The organism is Erythrobacter cryptus DSM 12079 (assembly GCF_000422985.1).
Classification (GTDB): Bacteria; Pseudomonadota; Alphaproteobacteria; order Sphingomonadales; family Sphingomonadaceae; genus Erythrobacter; species Erythrobacter cryptus.
This window is the reverse complement of the sequence record NZ_AUHC01000002.1, coordinates 15,353-32,167: the sequence shown is the minus strand read 5'-3', so window position 1 is coordinate 32,167 and position 16,815 is coordinate 15,353. Positions and strand designations below refer to the sequence as shown.

Annotated in this window: 18 protein-coding genes; 1 reads left to right on the top strand and 17 read right to left on the bottom strand. The window is 67.7% G+C overall.

The window, feature by feature from the left end; translation table 11 throughout:
- The first annotated feature begins 12 nt into the window (after positions 1-12).
- Positions 13-1,602 carry a GMC family oxidoreductase gene (locus tag G524_RS0103010; RefSeq protein WP_027442381.1) on the top strand — a complete coding sequence of 530 codons (1,590 nt, stop codon included), beginning with the start codon at positions 13-15 and terminating at the stop codon, positions 1,600-1,602.
- Between the two features lie 250 nt (positions 1,603-1,852).
- Here G524_RS0103010 and G524_RS0103005 read toward each other — a convergent pair whose 3' ends face one another.
- The 17 genes from G524_RS0103005 to G524_RS0102930 all read right to left on the bottom strand — a co-directional run bounded on the left by G524_RS0103005 (position 1,853) and on the right by G524_RS0102930 (position 16,766).
- Positions 1,853-3,232, bottom strand: coding sequence for an ammonium transporter (locus G524_RS0103005; RefSeq protein ID WP_245561274.1), 1,380 nt, complete (start codon positions 3,230-3,232; stop codon positions 1,853-1,855).
- Positions 3,233-3,245: 13 nt separating this feature from the next.
- Positions 3,246-3,584, bottom strand: coding sequence for a P-II family nitrogen regulator (locus G524_RS0103000; protein WP_027442379.1), 339 nt, complete (start codon positions 3,582-3,584; stop codon positions 3,246-3,248).
- A gap of 219 nt (positions 3,585-3,803) precedes the next feature.
- A complete protein-coding gene (locus G524_RS0102995; RefSeq protein WP_027442378.1) occupies positions 3,804-4,673 on the bottom strand; it encodes an alpha/beta fold hydrolase in 870 nt (289 codons plus the stop codon).
- A 39-nt stretch (positions 4,674-4,712) separates the two neighbouring features.
- A complete protein-coding gene (locus G524_RS0102990; RefSeq protein WP_027442377.1) occupies positions 4,713-6,248 on the bottom strand; it encodes a peptide chain release factor 3 in 1,536 nt (511 codons plus the stop codon).
- On the bottom strand, positions 6,245-6,994 hold the full coding sequence (locus G524_RS0102985) for an SDR family NAD(P)-dependent oxidoreductase (RefSeq protein ID WP_425387197.1): 750 nt from the start codon (positions 6,992-6,994) through the stop codon (positions 6,245-6,247). Before G524_RS0102985 ends, G524_RS0102990 begins: the two co-directional genes overlap by 4 nt.
- Complete coding sequence (pheT, locus tag G524_RS0102980) at positions 6,994-9,393, bottom strand: phenylalanine--tRNA ligase subunit beta (RefSeq protein ID WP_027442375.1); 2,400 nt, start codon at positions 9,391-9,393, stop codon at positions 6,994-6,996. Before pheT ends, G524_RS0102985 begins: the two co-directional genes overlap by 1 nt.
- The gene (gene pheS / locus G524_RS0102975) at positions 9,390-10,490 is read right to left on the bottom strand and encodes a phenylalanine--tRNA ligase subunit alpha (protein ID WP_027442374.1); all 1,101 of its coding nucleotides are present in this window, start codon (positions 10,488-10,490) and stop codon (positions 9,390-9,392) included. The genes pheT and pheS overlap by 4 nt, the downstream gene beginning before the upstream one ends.
- Before the next feature lie 84 nt (positions 10,491-10,574).
- On the bottom strand, positions 10,575-11,486 hold the full coding sequence (locus tag G524_RS0102970; protein ID WP_027442373.1) for a helix-turn-helix domain-containing protein: 912 nt from the start codon (positions 11,484-11,486) through the stop codon (positions 10,575-10,577).
- Between the two features lie 65 nt (positions 11,487-11,551).
- On the bottom strand, positions 11,552-12,466 hold the full coding sequence (locus G524_RS0102965) for a helix-turn-helix domain-containing protein (protein ID WP_245561273.1): 915 nt from the start codon (positions 12,464-12,466) through the stop codon (positions 11,552-11,554).
- A gap of 170 nt (positions 12,467-12,636) precedes the next feature.
- Entirely contained in the window at positions 12,637-12,996 is a 360-nt protein-coding gene (rplT, locus tag G524_RS0102960; protein WP_027442371.1) for a 50S ribosomal protein L20, read from the bottom strand.
- A gap of 53 nt (positions 12,997-13,049) precedes the next feature.
- Positions 13,050-13,253, bottom strand: coding sequence for a 50S ribosomal protein L35 (gene rpmI, locus G524_RS0102955; RefSeq protein ID WP_027442370.1), 204 nt, complete (start codon positions 13,251-13,253; stop codon positions 13,050-13,052).
- A gap of 154 nt (positions 13,254-13,407) precedes the next feature.
- Positions 13,408-13,668: a gamma-glutamylcyclotransferase family protein gene (locus tag G524_RS16230; RefSeq protein WP_084625028.1), complete on the bottom strand. Its 261-nt coding sequence runs from the start codon at positions 13,666-13,668 to the stop codon at positions 13,408-13,410.
- Between the two features lie 12 nt (positions 13,669-13,680).
- Positions 13,681-13,809 (bottom strand): hypothetical protein, encoded by a 129-nt coding sequence (locus tag G524_RS17280; RefSeq protein WP_281170482.1) that lies wholly within the window; start codon positions 13,807-13,809, stop codon positions 13,681-13,683.
- Between the two features lies 1 nt (position 13,810).
- Positions 13,811-14,593 carry a histidinol-phosphatase gene (gene hisN / locus G524_RS0102945; protein WP_027442368.1) on the bottom strand — a complete coding sequence of 261 codons (783 nt, stop codon included), beginning with the start codon at positions 14,591-14,593 and terminating at the stop codon, positions 13,811-13,813.
- Positions 14,590-14,937 carry a hypothetical protein gene (locus G524_RS0102940; RefSeq protein WP_027442367.1) on the bottom strand — a complete coding sequence of 116 codons (348 nt, stop codon included), beginning with the start codon at positions 14,935-14,937 and terminating at the stop codon, positions 14,590-14,592. Before G524_RS0102940 ends, hisN begins: the two co-directional genes overlap by 4 nt.
- Positions 14,937-15,872, bottom strand: coding sequence for a ribose-phosphate pyrophosphokinase (locus G524_RS0102935; protein WP_027442366.1), 936 nt, complete (start codon positions 15,870-15,872; stop codon positions 14,937-14,939). The genes G524_RS0102940 and G524_RS0102935 overlap by 1 nt, the downstream gene beginning before the upstream one ends.
- A gap of 96 nt (positions 15,873-15,968) precedes the next feature.
- A complete protein-coding gene (locus tag G524_RS0102930) occupies positions 15,969-16,766 on the bottom strand; it encodes a sugar phosphate isomerase/epimerase family protein (RefSeq protein WP_027442365.1) in 798 nt (265 codons plus the stop codon).
- Positions 16,767-16,815: the final 49 nt, after the last annotated feature.

Below are 16,815 nucleotides of genomic sequence, written 5' to 3'. Positions count from 1 at the left end.
AAGGGAGAGACCATGGAACGTTTCGATTACATCGTCATCGGCGGTGGCAGCGCGGGCAGTGCGGTGGCCGGGCGACTCGCGGTCGATGGCACGCGCCGGGTGTGCCTGATCGAGGCCGGCGGGCGCAACGACAACATCTTCATCAAGACCCCGGGGTTCATGCCCTTCATCCCGGAAAAATCCAACTATCGCTATGAAACCGTGCCGCAAAAGGGGCTGAACGGGCGGATCGGTTACCAGCCGCGCGGGCGCGGCCTCGGCGGTTCCTCGGCGATCAATGCCATGGTCTATATCCGCGGCCACCGCTGGGACTATGACAACTGGGCCGCGATGGGCTGCACCGGCTGGAGCTATGAGGAGGTGCTGCCCTATTTCAAGCGGGCCGAGGCCAATGAGCGCGGCAGCGATGATTACCACGGCGCGGGCGGGCCGCTGTTCGTCGAGGATCAGAAATACGCCAACCCCACCAGCCACGCCTTCATCGAGGCGGCAGCTTCGCTGCAGCTGCGCCCCAATCCCGATTTCAACGGCGCCGCGCAGGAGGGCTTCGGGCTCTATCAGGTCACGCAGCACAAGGGTGAACGCTGGTCGGCTGCGCGCGCCTATGTCGAGCCAATCCGCGGGGCCGGCAATTTCGCCATCCGCACCGAGACGCTGGTGGAAAGGCTGGTGATCGAGGGCGGGCGGGTGACGGGCGTCAAGCTGCGGCGCGGCGGGACGAGCGAGACCGTGCTGGCGCGGCGCGGCGTGATCCTTTCCGCGGGCGCCTTCAACTCGCCGCAGATCCTGATGCTTTCGGGGATCGGCCCGGCCGCGCACCTCAAGCAGCATGGCATCGAGGTGGTGCTCGATCGCCCCGAGGTGGGCAGCAACCTTCAGGATCACATCGACTATGTCTCGGGCTGGGAGACCTCCAGCGACGTGCCGATCGGCAGCAGCCTTAAAGGCACGCTGCGGATGGCCGCGGCGATCATCGAGCACCGGCGCAAGCGCACCGGGGTGATGACCACCCCCTATGCCGAGGCGGGGGGCTTCTGGAAGGTGATGCCCGACAGCCCGGCCCCCGATGTGCAGTGGCACTTCGTGCCCGCGGTGCTCGAGGATCACGGGCGCGAGAAGGTCAAGGGGCATGGCTTTTCGCTCCATGCCTGCGTGCTGCGCCCCGAGAGCCGCGGCACGGTACGGCTGGGCTCGCCCGATCCGGCGGCGGCCCCGGTGATCGATCCCAATTTCCTCGACGATCCGCGCGACATTGCCTGCCTGCGCGCCGGGGTGCGCCTGTCGCACCGCATCGTCGAGGCCCCGGCGCTGCAGGCCTTCGGACCGAAGGATCGCCACCCGGTGAACCTCGATGACGATGCCGCGCTCGATGATCTCATCCGCAGCCGGGCTGATACCGTCTATCATCCGGTCGGCACCTGCCGCATGGGCGTGGATGAAGGGGCCGTGGTCGATCCGACCCTCAAACTCAACGGGCTTGAGGGCCTGTGGGTGGCCGATGCCAGCGTGATGCCCAAGATCGTCGGCGGCAACACCAATGCGCCCTCGATCATGATCGGCGAGCGCTGCGCCGATTTCGTGATCGCCGCCGAGCGGGCATAAGCACGCCCCCGCCATCGCGCTGATCCGGCCTAACACAGGGCGGGCCGCGCGCGCCCGCGCGAAACGCACAGAGGCGACCTCGCAGAGGCAGCGGCGCAAACCGAAGACCTGAAAAAAAGGGGCCGGAGGGCTTATCGCCGCTCCGGCCTTGCCCAGTTTGTTCGTTCGCAGGAGGAACTCGGTGAGGCGGGGGGAGGGGAGAGGGAGTGGGAGAGAGGAACCTCCCCCCGCCAAGCTGGTGAGGGGGCGCCTAGTTGTAGGCGCGCTCCCCGTGTTCGGAGATGTCGAGGCCGTTGACCTCGGCCTCCTCATCGACCCTGAGGCCAATGGCCGCCTTGACCAGGAAGCCGGCGATAAGCGTGCCCACCGCCGCCCAGGCGATGGCCACCGCCACGGCGATGATCTGGGTGGTGACCTGCGCGCCCATCACATATTCGGCCGGATCGCCAGGGCCGCCAAGCGCGGGCGAATAGACGATACCGGTGCCGATCGCGCCGACAATGCCGCCCACGCCGTGAATGCCGAAGGCATCGAGCGAGTCGTCCACGCCCAGCTTGGCCTTCACCTTCGAGACCACGAAGTAGCAGATCACCGAGGCGATGATGCCGAGCAGGATGGCGCCGAAAGGCCCGGAATTGCCGGCCGCCGGCGTCACCGCCACGAGGCCCGCGATCACCCCCGAGCAGAAGCCCAGCGCCGAACCCTTGTGGCCGGCGAGCTTCTCGGCCAGCATCCACGCAAGGCCGCCGGCAGCGGTGGCAACGAAGGTGTTGATCATGGCGAGGCCCGCGGTGCCATCGGCTTCAAGCTCGGAGCCGGCGTTGAAGCCGAACCAGCCCACCCACAGCAGGCCGGTGCCGACCATGGTCAGCGTCAGGCTGTGCGGCGGCATCGGCTCGGTCGGATAGCCCTTGCGCTTGCCCAAGAGGTAGGCGAGCACCAGGCCCGAAACCCCGGCGTTGATGTGCACCACCGTGCCCCCGGCAAAATCGAGCGCGCCCATCTCGAACAGCAGCCCGCCGCCGGCCCACACCATGTGCGCGATCGGGAAATAGACGATCGTCAGCCACACCGCCACGAACAGCATGGTGGCCGAGAACTTCATACGCTCGGCGGTCGAACCGAGGATCAGCGCAGAGGTGATCGCGGCGAAGGTCATCTGGAAGCAGACGAAGACATATTCGCTGATCACCTCCTCGCTGAAGGTCGCCGCGGTGGTGTCGGGGCTGACCGAGGAGAGGAAATAGCTGCCGGTGCTGATGAACTGGCTGAGCGCGCCGGTCGATTCCGGCCCGAAGGCGAGGCTGTAACCCCACATCACCCAGATCAGCATGGCGAGCGCCGCCGTGGCACCCACCTGGGTCATGGTCGAAAGCATGTTCTTTGAGCGGGTGAGACCGCCGTAGAACAGCGCGAGACCCGGCAGGATCATCAGCAGCACGAGAATGGTGGAGGTCATCATCCAGGCATTGTTGCCCGGGTTGGGCACGGCCGGCGCCGCCTCGGCAGCGGCACTCGCCACTTCGGCAGCAACCTCGGCGGCCTCGGCCACCGGCGCGGCGAAGGCAGGCGCGGCCAGCATCACCGCCCCCGTCGCCAGCGCTGCACCCTTGAAAAGCATGGATTTCATCGATTGGGTCCCCTTACAGCGCGGTTTCGCCGGACTCGCCGGTGCGGATGCGGGTGGCAGACGCAAGATCGAGCACGAAGATCTTGCCGTCGCCGATCGATCCGGTGTTGGCGGCCTGCTGGATGGTTTCGACCACTTGCGCGGCGATGTCGTCGCTCGCAGCGATCTCGAGCTTCACCTTGGGAAGCATGTTGGTGGAATATTCGGCGCCGCGGTAGATTTCGGTCTGACCCTTCTGCCGGCCGAAGCCCTTGACTTCGGTGACAGTCATCCCGGCGACGCCGATGCCGCTCAAGGCCTCGCGCACGGTGTCGAGCTTGAACGGTTTGATGATGGCGATGATGAACTTCATCTCTGGCCCCTGTTGTGCCGGATCATTCCGGTCAGCCAGAGACCAGCAACAAGCGTGCCATCCTTGGGTAACGCGCCTGACACAGCGGAATCAGCGCGTTTCTTCGCACCTGCGGGAGAATCCCTGCCTAATTCTCAATCGTGCGCTTAGTTTTTAGGCAGAATTGGTCGGCGTCCCGCGCCTGGCGCTGCGGCGCGGCGGCAAACGCACCCCTGCGGCTCAGAGAAAATCGCGCAAGGTGGCGATGAAGCGGTCAAACTGATCGTGGTGGAGCCAGTGGCCCGCCTTTTCGAATTCGATCACGCGCGCGGTCTTGAAATGGGCGATGCGCCCGTCCTTCTGTGGGTTCGAGGCCCAAGAATCCGCCCCGTAGAGCAGCAGCGTCGGGCAGGTGATCGCGCCCCAGAGCTGCTCGATGAATTCGTCGGCCACGTCCTCGACCGGCCAGACATTGAGGTGGGGATCGAACTTCCAGCTATAGGTGCCGTCCTCGTTGCGGTTGACCCCGTGGACGGTGAGATGGCGCGCCTGTTCCTCGGTGAGATAGGCGTTCTCCTCGATCATCCGCGCCAGCGCCGCCTCGATGCTCTCATATTTGCGCGGGGTGCGCCCGGCCGCGGCGCGCTTTTTGCCGATCCATTCGGCGAGGCGCTCGGGATAGGGCACGGCGCGCTGCTTGGCGCGCAGCTCGGGCGAAGGGCCAAGCCCTTCGATCGCCACCAGCTTGGTCACCATCTCGGGGAAGGCCCCGGCATAGCGCAGCGCGACATTGCCCCCCATCGAATGGGCCACGATCCGCACCGGGCCAACGCCAAGCTGGTGTATGAGCTGGGCAAGATCATAGACCATGTCGGCCGCGGTATAGACCCCGTCCGAGACCCAGTCCGAATCGCCATGCCCGCGGTGATCCATGGCGATGATGTGGTAATCGGCGCGCAGCGCCCGCGCGGTCCAGTCCCACGAGCGGGCATGATCGCGCCCGCCGTGCACCAGCACCAGCGGCGGCTTGCCCCGCCCGCCCCAGTCGAGATAGTTAAGCCGCAGGCGCTGCGAGATGAAGGTCTGTGAGGTGGGGCCGGTGTCTTCCATGGGCCAGCGCCATGCCGCGAAGGGCGCGGCCCTGCAAGACTAGCGTTCCTTGGTGGCCGAAAAGGTCAGTTCGGGGTTCTTCTCGATCTGGTAATTCACGTCCCAGGCGCTCTTGGCCAGGAACACGAGGTCGCCATCGCGGTCGCGGGCGAGATGGGCGCGGTTGAAGCTGGCGAATTGCTCGAGCGCCCGCGCCTCGCCCTTGATCCAGCGCGCGGTGGCAAATGGCGAAGGCTCTAGCGCCGCGGCAACCTTGTATTCGGCCTCGAGCCGCGAGATCAGCACCTCGAGCTGAAGCTGGCCGACCACGCCGACGATATGCTGCGCGCCGATCTCGGGGTGGAACACCTGGATCACCCCTTCCTCGGCAAGATCGTCGAGCGCTTTGCGCAATTGCTTGGTCTTGGTCGGGTCCTTGAGCTGCACGCGGCGCAGGATTTCAGGCGCAAAGTTGGGAAGGCCGGTAAAGCGCACCTGGTTGCGTTCGGACAGGGTATCGCCCACGCGCAGGGTGCCGTGGTTGGGAATGCCGATGATGTCGCCCGCCTCGGCCGTGTCGGCAACCTCGCGGTCCTGCGCGAAGAACAGGATCGGCGAATGCACCGCAATCGGCTTGCCCAGGCCCGAGGGGATGAGCTTCATGCCCCGTTTGAAGGTGCCCGAGACCTGGCGCATGAAGGCGATGCGGTCGCGGTGGTTGGGATCCATATTGGCCTGGATCTTGAAGATGAACCCGGTCACCTCGTCGCGGTCAGGCGCGATCAGCACCTCGCCCGCCGGCTGGGGCCGCGGCGGCGGAGCGTAGCGGGCGATCGCGTCGATCAGCTCGGCCACCCCGAAATTCTTGAGCGCCGAGCCAAAATAGACCGGGGTAAGATCGCCATGGCGGAAGGCTTCAAGGTCAAATTCGGGGTAGCCGCCGCGCGCGAGCTCGATTTCCTCGGCAAAGCGTTCAGGAATGTCGGCATCGGCCTCGCGCTGACCGGCAAACTCGCGGCTCGGCCCCTCGGGCCGGCTGACGAGGCCGCTGGCAAAGTCGAGCACACCCTCGAACTCCCCGCCCATGCCGATCGGCCACATCTGCGGGGACACATCGAGCGCCAACATGTCGGCGACCTCGTCGAGCGTCTCGAAGGGATCGCGGCCCTCGCGATCGACCTTGTTGACGAAGGTGAGGATCGGCACCGAGCGCAAGCGGCACACCTCGAACAGCTTGCGGGTCTGCGGCTCGATACCCTTGGCCGCATCGATCACCATCACCGCCGAATCGACCGCGGTGAGCGTGCGGTAGGTGTCCTCGGAGAAATCCTCGTGGCCCGGCGTGTCGAGCAGGTTGAAGACAATGCCATCCTTCTGGAAGGTCATCACCGAGGAGGTGACCGAGATCCCACGCTGCTGCTCGATCTTCATCCAGTCGCTGCGTGCGCGCCGCGCCGCCCCGCGCGCCTTGACCTCACCCGCAAGGTGGATCGCCCCGCCCTGCAGCAGCAGCTTTTCAGTCAGCGTGGTCTTGCCGGCGTCAGGGTGCGAAATGATCGCGAAGGTGCGGCGGTTGGAAACGGTGCTGCCGGTCATTCGCCCTCGCGTGCGACGCGGAAGCCCGCGAAGTCCTGATTGACCGGCATCAGCTCGATCCGGTTGATGTTGAGATGCGGCGGCAGGCCGGCAACCCAGGCGATCACATCGGCGATATCCGCTCCGGTCATCGGGTTCATGCCGCGATAGAGCCGGTCGGAGGCCTCCTGGCTGCCAGTGCGCACCAGGGTGAACTCGGTCTCGACCATGCCCGGCTCGATGCTCGTCACCCGCACCCCGGTGCCGTGCAGATCGGCGCGCAGGGCAAGGGTGAAATGGTTCACGAAGGCCTTGGTCCCGGCATAGGCATTGCCGCCGGGATAGATGTAGCTGCCCGCCACCGAGCCGATTGCGATGATCACGCCCTTGCGCGCGATCAGCCCGGGCAAGAGCTTGCGGGTGAGCACGGCAAAGGCGGTGACGTTGGTGTCGATCATCGTCTGCCAGTCTTCGAGGCGGGCTTCCTGCGCCGGGGCAAGGCCGCGCGCGAGGCCGGCATTGTTGACCAGCAGGTCGATGGCGCGAAAGCCTTCGGGCAGGCTGGCGAGCGCTGCGTCCATCGCCGCGCTGTCGCGCACGTCGAAACAGGCGGGGTGCACCTTGTCCCTGCCAAGCTCGGCCACCAGCGCATCGAGCCGATCCTGCCGCCTTCCGGTGGCGATGCAGCGCCAGCCCTCCTGGGCAAGACGGCGCACGGTTTCAAGGCCGATCCCCGAGGTCGCGCCTGTAACGAGTGCCGTTTTCATCAGCGCAGCTCCGCACCGAGCCTGGCGGCGGCGGCCACCACCTTGTCGGACAGGGCCTTGAGCTCGGCCTCGGTGAAGGATTTCTCGCCCGGCTGGAAGGTGACTTCGAGCGCAAGCGACTTGCGCCCCTCGGGCACGCCGGGCCCCTGGAACACGTCGAACACCCGCACCGCGGTGATCGCCGCCTTGTCTGCCCCTGCAAGCGCGCGCACCAGATCGCCGGCGGCAAGGGCTTCGGGCACGAGGAAAGCAAAATCGCGCCGCACCGCCTGAAGCGCCGGCGGGGCAAAGCCGGGCCGGGCAAAGCCGGCGCTCTTGCGCGCCGGGATCGCATCGAGGAACAGCTCCACTGCCGCAATCGGCCCTTCGGCATCAAAGGCCTTGAGCGTTGCCGGGTGCAGCATCCCGAAGCGCGCCAGCACCGTCTTGGGGCCGAGCCGCAGGGTGGCCGACTGGCCGGGGTGGAACTGCGGCCCCGGCCCGAGCGGGTCAGGACCCATTACCATAAGATTTGCCACCGGTGCGCCTGCCGCTTCGAGCAGCTGCAGCGCCAGGGCCTTGGCGTCGTAGGCGTCAAAGCCTTGCGCCTTGCCGGTTTGCCAGCCGCGCGGGGTCTTCTCGCCCGCGAGCACGATGCCCAGCGTGGGGCGCTCGTCGCTCAGGCCATTGCCGCTGCGGAAATAGCGCCGCCCGATCTCGAACAGGCGCGAGGCAGCCGCGCCGCGATCGGCGTTGCGCTTGGCCGCGAGCAGCAGGCCGGGCAGGAGCGAGGGGCGCATCGCCTTCATGTCCTCGCTGATCGGGTTGGCGAGCACCCACAGCGGCTCGCCCTCGGGCGCGAAGTGGGCCGCCGCCCATTCAGGCAGGAAGCTCCAGGTCACCGCCTCATTGAGCCCGCTCGCCGCAGCCGCCCGGCGCAGGCGACGATCGCGGCGCTGCTCCTCGCTCGCGGTCGGCCGGGCCACGCCCTCGGGGCGCGGAAGCGCGACGCTGGCCACCTTGTCGAGCCCGTGGATGCGCACCACTTCCTCGACCAGATCGGCCGGGCCTTCGATATCGTGGCGACGCAGCGGGCAGCTCACCTGCCAGTCAGCGCTGACGGCAAAGCCGAGGCTTTCAAGGATGCGCCGCTGTTCGGCCTCGGCCACCTCCACGCCGCCGAGGCGGGCGGTGAGGCCGGGATCGAAGGCAACGACCTTGGGCACCGATGGCGGCGCACCGGCGCGCACGGCCTCGCTCGGCTGGCCGCCCGCCAGTTCAACGATGAGGCCGGTCAGAAGGTCAAGCCCCTCGTCCAGAAAGGCCGGATCAACCCCGCGCTCGAACCGCGTGCGCGCATCGGTCGAAAGGCCAAGCTTGCGCCCAGTCGCCGCGATGCGGGCCGGATCGAAATAGGCGATCTCGAGCAGCACGTCGCTGGTCTCGTCCGCAACGCCCGAATCCTCCCCGCCCATGATCCCGGCGATATCGTGCACCTGATGGTCATCGGCGATCACGGTCATCCCGGCATCGAGCGTGTAGGTCTTCTCGTTGAGCGCGAGGACCTGCTCGCCGTCCCTTGCCCGGCGCGCCACCACCGCGCCTTTGAGCTTGGCAAGATCATAAACATGCGCCGGGCGGCCAAAGCCGAGCATCAGGTAATTGGTAAGGTCAACCAGGAGCGAGATCGGGCGCTGGCCAGCGCTCTTGAGCCGCGCCTGGAGCCAGTCGGGCGAAGGGCCGTTCCGCACCCCCGTAATCACCCGTCCATAGAAGGCCGGGCAGCCTTCAGCATCGTCGGTGCGGATTTCAACCGGGCACGGGCCTGTGGGCGTGAAGGCGGGAATGGTGATCGGCTTGAGGCGCCCCAGCCCCTTGGCGGCAAGATCGCGGGCAATGCCATAGACCCCCATGCAATCGGGCCGGTTGGGAGTGACCGCGACCTCGATCACCGGATCGGCGCCGTGATATGCGGCAAACTCCATGCCCACCGGCGCATCATCGGGCAGTTCGATGATCCCGGCGTGATCATCGCCTAGGCCAAGCTCGCGCGCCGAGCACATCATGCCGTTGGATTCGACCCCGCGGATCGCGCTTTTCTTGAGCACCATGCCACTTGCCGGCACCACCGCGCCGGGCAGGCCGAGCACGCCCTTCATGCCGGCCCGGGCATTGGGCGCGCCGCACACCACCTGCAGCGGCTCACCCTCGCCGGTATCGACGCTGAGCACCTGGAGCTTGTCGGCATCGGGGTGGCGCGCGGCGGTGAGCACATGGGCGATGCGGAAGCCTGCGAGCTTCTCCGCCGGGTCTTCCACGCCCTCCACCTCAAGCCCGATGGCATTGAGCGCATCGCAGATCTCCGCGAGGCTGGCATCGGTTTCAAGGTAATCCTTGAGCCAGGCGAGCGAGAACTTCATGCGCGCGCTCCCACACCGGCGGAGAGGGTCGGCTGGTCGAAGGGCGAAAAGCCGTAATGCGCCAGCCAGCGCGGATCGCCGTCGAAGAAGGCGCGCAAATCGTTCATCCCGTATTTGAGCTGGGCGAGGCGGTCGACGCCGGTGCCGAAGGCGAAGCCCTGCCATTCGTCGGGATCGAGCCCGGCGGCGGCGATCACTCTGCGGTTGACCATCCCGCTGCCCAGCACTTCCATCCACGCATGGCCCGGTTCATCGCCCGACCCGCCGACGATCCGGCGCCCGCCTTCCATCGCATAGCCGACGTCGATCTCGACGCTCGGCTCGGTGAAGGGGAAGTAGGAGGGGCGCAGCCGCAGCACGATGTCCTCGCGCTCGAAGAACGCCTTGAGGAAGGTCTCCAGCGTCCACTTGAGGTGGCCGAGGTGGATGTCCTTGTCGATCACCAGACCTTCGATCTGGTGGAACATGGGCGTGTGGGTGGCATCGCTGTCCGAGCGATAGACCCGCCCCGGGGCGATGATGCGCAGCGGCGCGCCGTGTTCCTGCATCGCGCGGATCTGCACCGGCGAGGTGTGGGTGCGCAGCAGCACCTCGCGGCCCTCGGGCGTGCGGTCGGGGAAATAGAAGGTGTCGTGCATCGCCCGCGCCGGGTGGGTCTCGTCCATGTTGAGCGCGGTGAAATTGTGCCAATCGTCCTCGATCTCGGGGCCGCTCGCCACGGCAAAGCCGAGATCGGCGAAGATTTCGGCAAGCTCGTCCATCACCTGGCTCACCGGATGCACCGAGCCCCTCGGCTGCACCGGGGCAGGCAGGGTGAGATCAATGGTCTCGCGCGCAAGCCGCGCCTCGAGCTCGGCCGCCTCGAGCGCGGCCTTTCGCACCTCGATCGCCTCGGCAATCGCGGCGCGGGCGGACTGGATCGCCGGGGCAGCCTGCTGGCGCTCCTCGGGGCGCATCGTCCCCAGGGTCTTCAAGGCAAGGCTGACCCAGCCCTTCTTGCCCAGCGTCTCGAGCCGCAGCGCCTCGAGCGCAGCGAGGTTCGGGGCGGCGGCAATCGCGGCGAGCGCGGCCTCGGTCTCACGTGTGATGTCAGTCATGGCCCAAGGGATGGTTGGAAAGCAGCGGAAGGGTTGCCGCCGCGCGCTAGCGGCAAATCGGGCGGATTGCAAAGCGCAAGCCGCTCAGCCAGGCTCTGCCCCCCCGGGGGCGTGGAGGGCCTGCACCGCTTCGCCAAGCGCGGCCACGCGCGCCTGCGCCGCGGCGCGCAGCAGCGGCTTGTCGGCGCGCGCATAGGCGCTCGGGCTCATGCCCATGAAGCGGCGAAAGTCGCGCACGAAATGCGGCTGGTCATGATAGCGCGAATCGAGCGCCCCCAGCCAGGTGAGCGCGGGATCGAGCATCACCCGCGCCAGGCTGCGCAGGAACCGCTGGCGGCGGATCAGCAGCTTGGGGGCAAAGCCGAAGGCGCGGTAGGACAGCCGCTCGAGCGAGCGCACCGTCATGCCGAGCCGCAAGGCTAGATCGGCGACGCTGGCGACTTCGGGATCGACCAGCGCGGCATTGAGCGCGCCAATCGCGGTCTCCTGTGCTGGATCAATGGGTGCGGCCTCGGCAAGAAGCCGGGCAAGATGCGCGCTGATCAGCGCCGCCTCGCGCTCCGGCTCGCCATCACTCGCCGCCAGCGCCGCGGCGAGCGGCAACCAGGGGGCAAAGACAGGATCGGCCTTCGCATCGACGATCCGGTCGGCGTAGGCATCGGCCGGGGCGCCGATCAGCCGCGCCCAGCCCAGCGGCAAGAGCCCGATCCCCCAATTTTGCCCCGGGCCGAGCCGGACACGGATCGCCCGGCTGGTGGGGCCGGTAACGGCAAAGGCGGGGCTGGGCTCCAGCACACCCGTCCCGAACCCCGCCTCGGCGTGGGCGGCGCCCAGAAACCGCAGATTGGCCCATTCGGGATGCAGCCAGTCCTCCACCCACGCCGCGCCGGGCGGGCAGGTAACCTCGGTGCGATAGAGCGCGGTGACATAGGGGCGCAGCGGCGGTGGGGGCGCGACAAAATGCACCTTGATCGCAGGGCCGGCGCGGTTGCGCATGGTTCAGCGCCCCTTGGGCCGGACGAGCGCTTGGCGCGGCGCAGCCCGCCGCTGGTCCTGCCCCATCAGCGCGTCCCGCGCGGCGGGTCGAGCGTCTGCGCCGGGCTGCCCCAGATGCGCGCCCGCGCCTCCATGAAGGAGGTGAGGATCGGGTGCTCGAGCGCGGCATATTCCGATGGATTCATGGTCATGAACTCGCGGAACTCGCGTGTGAACTGCGCCTGATCGTGGTAATGGGCATCCATCGCCTCGGTCCAGCGGCTGCCGCGCTGAAGCATGAAGGTGGTGAGCGAGCGCATGAAGCGCTGGCGGCGCATCAGCAGCTTGGGCGAGAAGCCGAAATAGCGCATGCACACCCGCTCGAGCGTGCGGATGCTCATGGCGCAGGCATCGGCCAGTTCGTGCACCGAGACGAGGTCGCCCTTGACCAGCGCGGCATGAACCCGGGCGATGCGCTGCTCGTCGCGGGAGGGGCGCATCGCCTGCTTCATCATCGCCACGATTGCGGCATATTGATCATCGAGGCTGGCCTCGGGATCGCACAGCGTCTCGGCCAGCGGGGCAAAGTGGCGGAACGCGAGATGCTGCGCGCCATCGCAGATCATGTTGGCACAGCTGCTGGCGCTGGCGGCAAAGAAGCGCGCCCAGCCCAGCGGCAGGAAGCCCACACCCCACATCCGCACCCGCCCGAGCGCAAAGCGGCAGGGCAGCGCGCTCGGCCCGGTGGCAACGAAGCGCGCACCGCTCACCGCGGTGGTGCCGATCGCCGCGTCGGGCGTGCCGCCGCAGAAGAAGCGAATATTGGCCCATTCGGGTTGGAGATAGTCGATCACCGGGGGCGCGCCTTCGGGCAAATCGAGGCTGAGGTGATAGAAGGTGGTGAAACACCCGTCGAACTCGGCCGGCGGCTCACGGAACTCGGCGCGCAGGCGCTCGCCCGAAACCGTCTTTGGCGCGAGCACGCCGCTGTGATCGAACATGTCCCCCATGCCCGTCGCTTGCCGCAGGTGGCGCGGTTTTACAAGCGTGTTGACGCCTTCTTGCAAAGCCCATGCGACAAGGGGCGGCTGGCGCCATGCCAGCCACCCCATCGTTTCGTGGCAGTCAGCCCGTGTCCGCCGCGCCCATCGGGGGTGCGGCGTAAAGCAGATCAGGCCGGCAGCGCGGCCTTGGCCTGCGCGATCACGGCCTTGAAGGCACCGGCCTCGTTCATGGCGAGATCGGCCATGGCCTTGCGATCCAGCTCGATCCCGGCAAGCTTGATGCCGTGCATGAACTGCGAATAGGTCAGGCCCTCCATGCGCACCGCGGCATTGATGCGCTGGATCCAGAGCGCGCGGAAATTGCGCTTCTTCACCTTGCGGTCGCGATAGGCGTATTGGCCCGCCTTTTCGACCGCCTGGCGGGCGATGCGGATGGTGTTCTTGCGGCGGCCGCGATAGCCCTTGGCCTGATCGAGGATCCGCTTGTGCTTGGCGCGGGTGGTAACACCGCGTTTGATGCGAGGCATATCAGTCTATCCTTGTCTTGAGGATGCGCGAAGGGCCCTTGCGGCCCGGCGCATCAATCGAGGCCGTAAGGCGCCCAGCGCTTGATCGCCGGGGTGTCGTGTTCCGAGAGCACGCTGGTGCCACGGTTCTGGCGGATATACTTCGCATTGTGGCTGATCAGCCGGTGGCGCTTGCCGGCGACACCATGCTTGACCTTGCCGGTGGCGGTGATCTTGAAGCGCTTCTTCACACCGCTCTTGGTCTTGAGCTTGGGCATTTTCATCTCCTTGGCAGGACACGTCGAAACCGGCCGTGGCAGCCCTTCTCGCCAGGCTGGCTGATTGATTCGTGTCGGTGAAGTGCGTGCGCTTAGGCGCGCAGCGGGCAAAAGGCAAGGGTTCGGGCCATGCCCCGCGCGGCAGGGCCGGTTCTCATGGCCCGCGATAGGGCGCGCGTCCGGTCTCGCTGAGCCAGCGCGAAAAATCGCCATGCACGATCGGCTCTGCCCCTAGCGGCAATGGCATAGCCCAGACGTAAGCCTCAGCCCACAGGCTCTGCCCCTCCACGGCAACCGGCACGGGGCGGCGCACATAATCGGCGCCCTCGAAGGCATCGAGCGCGCCAAGGTCAATCTCCCCGGCCCTGTGCACCCGGCCAAGGATGAGGCCCGCGCCCGCTCCGTCGCCCGGGATGAGCGCCGGATATCAGCCCAAAGGATCGGGAAGGGCATAGAGCGCCCCGCGCGTGGTCGCCGCTCGCCCCGGCCCGAGGCCGCGCAGGATCGGCCAGACCGCGCTCCCCTGCAAGAGCACGCCGTAGAAGAACAGATGCACCCTAGCCCATCGCCTCGAGCACGTCTTCCAGCCGCGCCGGATCGCCGAGCGCAATCACCGTGCCATCAGAGCCGGCATCGAGCGGGTGGCCCTGCCAGTCGCTCATCATCCCCCCGGCCCCTTCGACCACCGGCACCAGCGCGGCAAAATCATGCAGCTTGAGGTTCGCCTCGATAACGATGTCGATATGGCCGCTCGCCACGAGGCCGTAATTGTAGCAATCCCCGCCATAGACGATCTTGCGCTCGGCCACGGCCTTGGCCACCGACATGAAGGCATCGGCCTCCGCGTTGCTGAAGGCGTGGGGGCTGGTGGTGGCGAGCACCGCCTCGGCCAGATCGGGCAGGGGCCGGGTGCGGGCCGGCTTGCCGTTGAACAGCGTCGGCCGGCCCAGCTGGCCGACCCAGCGCTCGCCCGCAACCGGCTGGTCGATGATGCCCAGCACCGGCCAGCCATCCTTGAGGAGCGCGATCAGCGTGCCGAAGATCGGGCGGCCGGCAATGAAGCTGGTGGTGCCGTCGATGGGGTCAAGCACCCATTGCCGCCCGGCGCCCTCGTTGCGCCTGCCATATTCCTCGCCGATGATCCCGTCGGCGGGGAAGGTCTCCTCGATCAGCCGGCGCATCGCCGCCTCGGCGGCGCGATCGGCCTCGGTGACATAGGAGCGATCGGCCTTGCGCTCCTCGCTCCACTGCCCCCGGAACAGCGGGCGGATCGCCGCCCCGGCGGCATCGGCCAGCGCCAAGGCGAGGGCGAGGTCGCGATCATTGCTGCTGCTGGTCATGCGCCCTTCCAATAGTCGAAGGCCTCGGCCTGTCGAGCCTCGACATAGCGCCGCGCCTCCGGCCCTTCCCAGATGAGCGGCAGATCGGCATAAAGGCCAGCGCGGCTGACAAACCAGCCCTGCCCCGGCAGCCCGTCCGATTGACGCACCACCAGCACGGCAAGGCCCGGCTCACCGCAAGCGCGCCCATCCTCGTCGATGCGGTCGAGCACCTTGCACAGCTGGCGCATCAGCGGGCGGGTGAAGCGAAACCCGAGCAGGCTCAGCAGCGCCGCATAGGTGAGCGGCTGCCGGGCACGCGCCGCTGCGATCAGCAGGCCGCGCACCTCGGCCGGATCAAACATCAATCGAACAGCGAGCTGACGCTGCTTTCATCGGCGATCCGGCGGATCGCCTCGCCCACCAGCGGGGCGATGGGCAGCACCCTGATGCGCTCGGAAGCCTGGGTCGCCTCGGTCGGGCGGATCGAATCGGTGATCACCAACTCCTTGAGCGCCGAGCCGTTGATGCGCGCCACCGCCCCGCCCGAGAGCACCCCGTGGGTGATATAGGCGGCCACCGACCTTGCCCCGTTCTCGAGCAGCGCCTCGGCCGCATTGCACAGGGTGCCGCCCGAATCGACGATATCGTCGATGAGGATGCAATGGCGGTCCTTCACCTCGCCGATGATGTTCATCACTTCCGATTCGCCCGGGCGATCGCGGCGCTTGTCGACGATCGCCAGCGGCGCATTGTCGAGCCGCTTGGCGAGCGCGCGGGCGCGCACCACCCCGCCGACATCGGGGGACACCACCATCAGCGCCTGATCGCCATAGCGCGCCTGGATATCGGCGGCCATGACGGGGGCGGCATAGAGATTGTCGGTGGGAATGTCGAAGAAGCCCTGGATCTGCCCGGCGTGGAGATCCACCGCCAGCACCCGGTCAGCCCCGGCCTCGGTGATGAGGTTGGCGACCAGCTTGGCCGAGATCGGCGTGCGCGGGCCGGGCTTCCTGTCCTGCCGGGCATAGCCGAAATAGGGCACCACCGCGGTGATCCGCCGGGCCGAGGCGCGGCGCAGCGCATCGATGCAGATCAGGAGTTCCATGAGGTTGTCATTGGCCGGATAGCTCGTCGGCTGGACCACGAAGACATCCTCGCCGCGCACGTTCTCGTGGATCTCGACGAACACCTCCTCGTCGGCAAAGCGGCGCACGCTGGCATCGGTGAGCGGGATCTCGAGATAGGCCGCGATCGCCCGGGCGAGCGGCAGGTTGGAATTGCCGGACATGATCTTCATCGCGCGCGAATCCCCGTTGCGGCTGCTGCGCCCCGCCTAGCGCTCCGTCACGGAAATGCAACGCGGGCCGGGCGCCTTGCCCACGATGCCGCGCACCTAACCGCGCGCGGCAAGCCAGGCACGGCTGGTGCGCGCCACCGCGCGGGCACGTTCGGCAAGATCGGGATAGGCCGCGCGCAGCGCTGCCGAACGTTCCTCCACCGCCAGCGGCAGGCTTTCGGGCAGGGCATCGAGCATTGCACCGAGCGGCAGGCCACCCTGCCCCAGCGGCATGCGCCGGTTGATGGCATCGTCGATGATCGCATCGAGATCATCCGCCGCGGGCCCCTCGGCGGGCGCATCGCAGGGCTGGCAATAGGACAGCCAGTCGCGCGGGATCGCCGCAAGATCGGCCGGCGTGCCGCCCGAGCGCGCCCAGTGCAGGGTATCGACAAGCAGCGCCTTGGCCTCGCCCTCGACCGCATCGAGCACGGCGCGGGCCATGTGAATGGTCTTGACCGCGGTGAACAGGCCGAACTCGAGATTGACCCGCACCTTCGTGCCGCGCGCGGCATCGATGAGCGCCTGGAACTTGGCGGCGGTGGCGGCCATGTCGGGATCGCTCGAGACCACCAAGAGGTTGGCCGCGCCGATCTCGGCGGCGATGTGAACCAGCTCGGCCAGCCACGGATCGGGCGGGCCGGGCATGATCCAGGCGACCTCGAGGTCGAGCAGCCGCACCCCTGCCTCGCGCGCCTGCCGGCGCACGGCGCGGGTGGTGGCGCTGGTCCAGCTTTCGGGCGCGGCCCACATGCCGCCATAATCGAACCCGGCCGCCGCCGCGCAGTCGATCAGTTCGGCCGGACTGGCCTCGGGCAGCACCCCGGCGGCGAGCGAGATCGCTCGTCTAGGCATCGCAGGCGGCTGGTGAAGGGACGGCGCGAAGCGCCCCGCGCAGCCCGTG

What these genes read in the sequence shown, in the direction of transcription:
- rplT (WP_027442371.1), bottom strand. Translation starts at nt 12,996, where the DNA reads ATGCCTCGCATCAAACGCGGTGTTACCACCCGCGCCAAGCACAAGCGG.
- G524_RS0102965 (WP_245561273.1), bottom strand. Translation starts at nt 12,466, where the DNA reads ATGTTCGATCACAGCGGCGTGCTCGCGCCAAAGACGGTTTCGGGCGAG.
- G524_RS0102985 (WP_425387197.1), bottom strand. Translation starts at nt 6,994, where the DNA reads ATGAAAACGGCACTCGTTACAGGCGCGACCTCGGGGATCGGCCTTGAA.
- G524_RS0103000 (WP_027442379.1), bottom strand. Translation starts at nt 3,584, where the DNA reads ATGAAGTTCATCATCGCCATCATCAAACCGTTCAAGCTCGACACCGTG.
- hisN (WP_027442368.1), bottom strand. Translation starts at nt 14,593, where the DNA reads ATGACCAGCAGCAGCAATGATCGCGACCTCGCCCTCGCCTTGGCGCTG.
- G524_RS0102935 (WP_027442366.1), bottom strand. Translation starts at nt 15,872, where the DNA reads ATGAAGATCATGTCCGGCAATTCCAACCTGCCGCTCGCCCGGGCGATC.
- G524_RS0103010 (WP_027442381.1), top strand. Translation starts at nt 13, where the DNA reads ATGGAACGTTTCGATTACATCGTCATCGGCGGTGGCAGCGCGGGCAGT.
- G524_RS0103005 (WP_245561274.1), bottom strand. Translation starts at nt 3,232, where the DNA reads ATGAAATCCATGCTTTTCAAGGGTGCAGCGCTGGCGACGGGGGCGGTG.
- rpmI (WP_027442370.1), bottom strand. Translation starts at nt 13,253, where the DNA reads ATGCCCAAGCTCAAGACCAAGAGCGGTGTGAAGAAGCGCTTCAAGATC.
- pheS (WP_027442374.1), bottom strand. Translation starts at nt 10,490, where the DNA reads ATGACTGACATCACACGTGAGACCGAGGCCGCGCTCGCCGCGATTGCC.
- G524_RS0102930 (WP_027442365.1), bottom strand. Translation starts at nt 16,766, where the DNA reads ATGCCTAGACGAGCGATCTCGCTCGCCGCCGGGGTGCTGCCCGAGGCC.
- G524_RS0102940 (WP_027442367.1), bottom strand. Translation starts at nt 14,937, where the DNA reads ATGTTTGATCCGGCCGAGGTGCGCGGCCTGCTGATCGCAGCGGCGCGT.
- G524_RS0102990 (WP_027442377.1), bottom strand. Translation starts at nt 6,248, where the DNA reads ATGACCGGCAGCACCGTTTCCAACCGCCGCACCTTCGCGATCATTTCG.
- pheT (WP_027442375.1), bottom strand. Translation starts at nt 9,393, where the DNA reads ATGAAGTTCTCGCTCGCCTGGCTCAAGGATTACCTTGAAACCGATGCC.
- G524_RS0102970 (WP_027442373.1), bottom strand. Translation starts at nt 11,486, where the DNA reads ATGCGCAACCGCGCCGGCCCTGCGATCAAGGTGCATTTTGTCGCGCCC.
- G524_RS0102995 (WP_027442378.1), bottom strand. Translation starts at nt 4,673, where the DNA reads ATGGAAGACACCGGCCCCACCTCACAGACCTTCATCTCGCAGCGCCTG.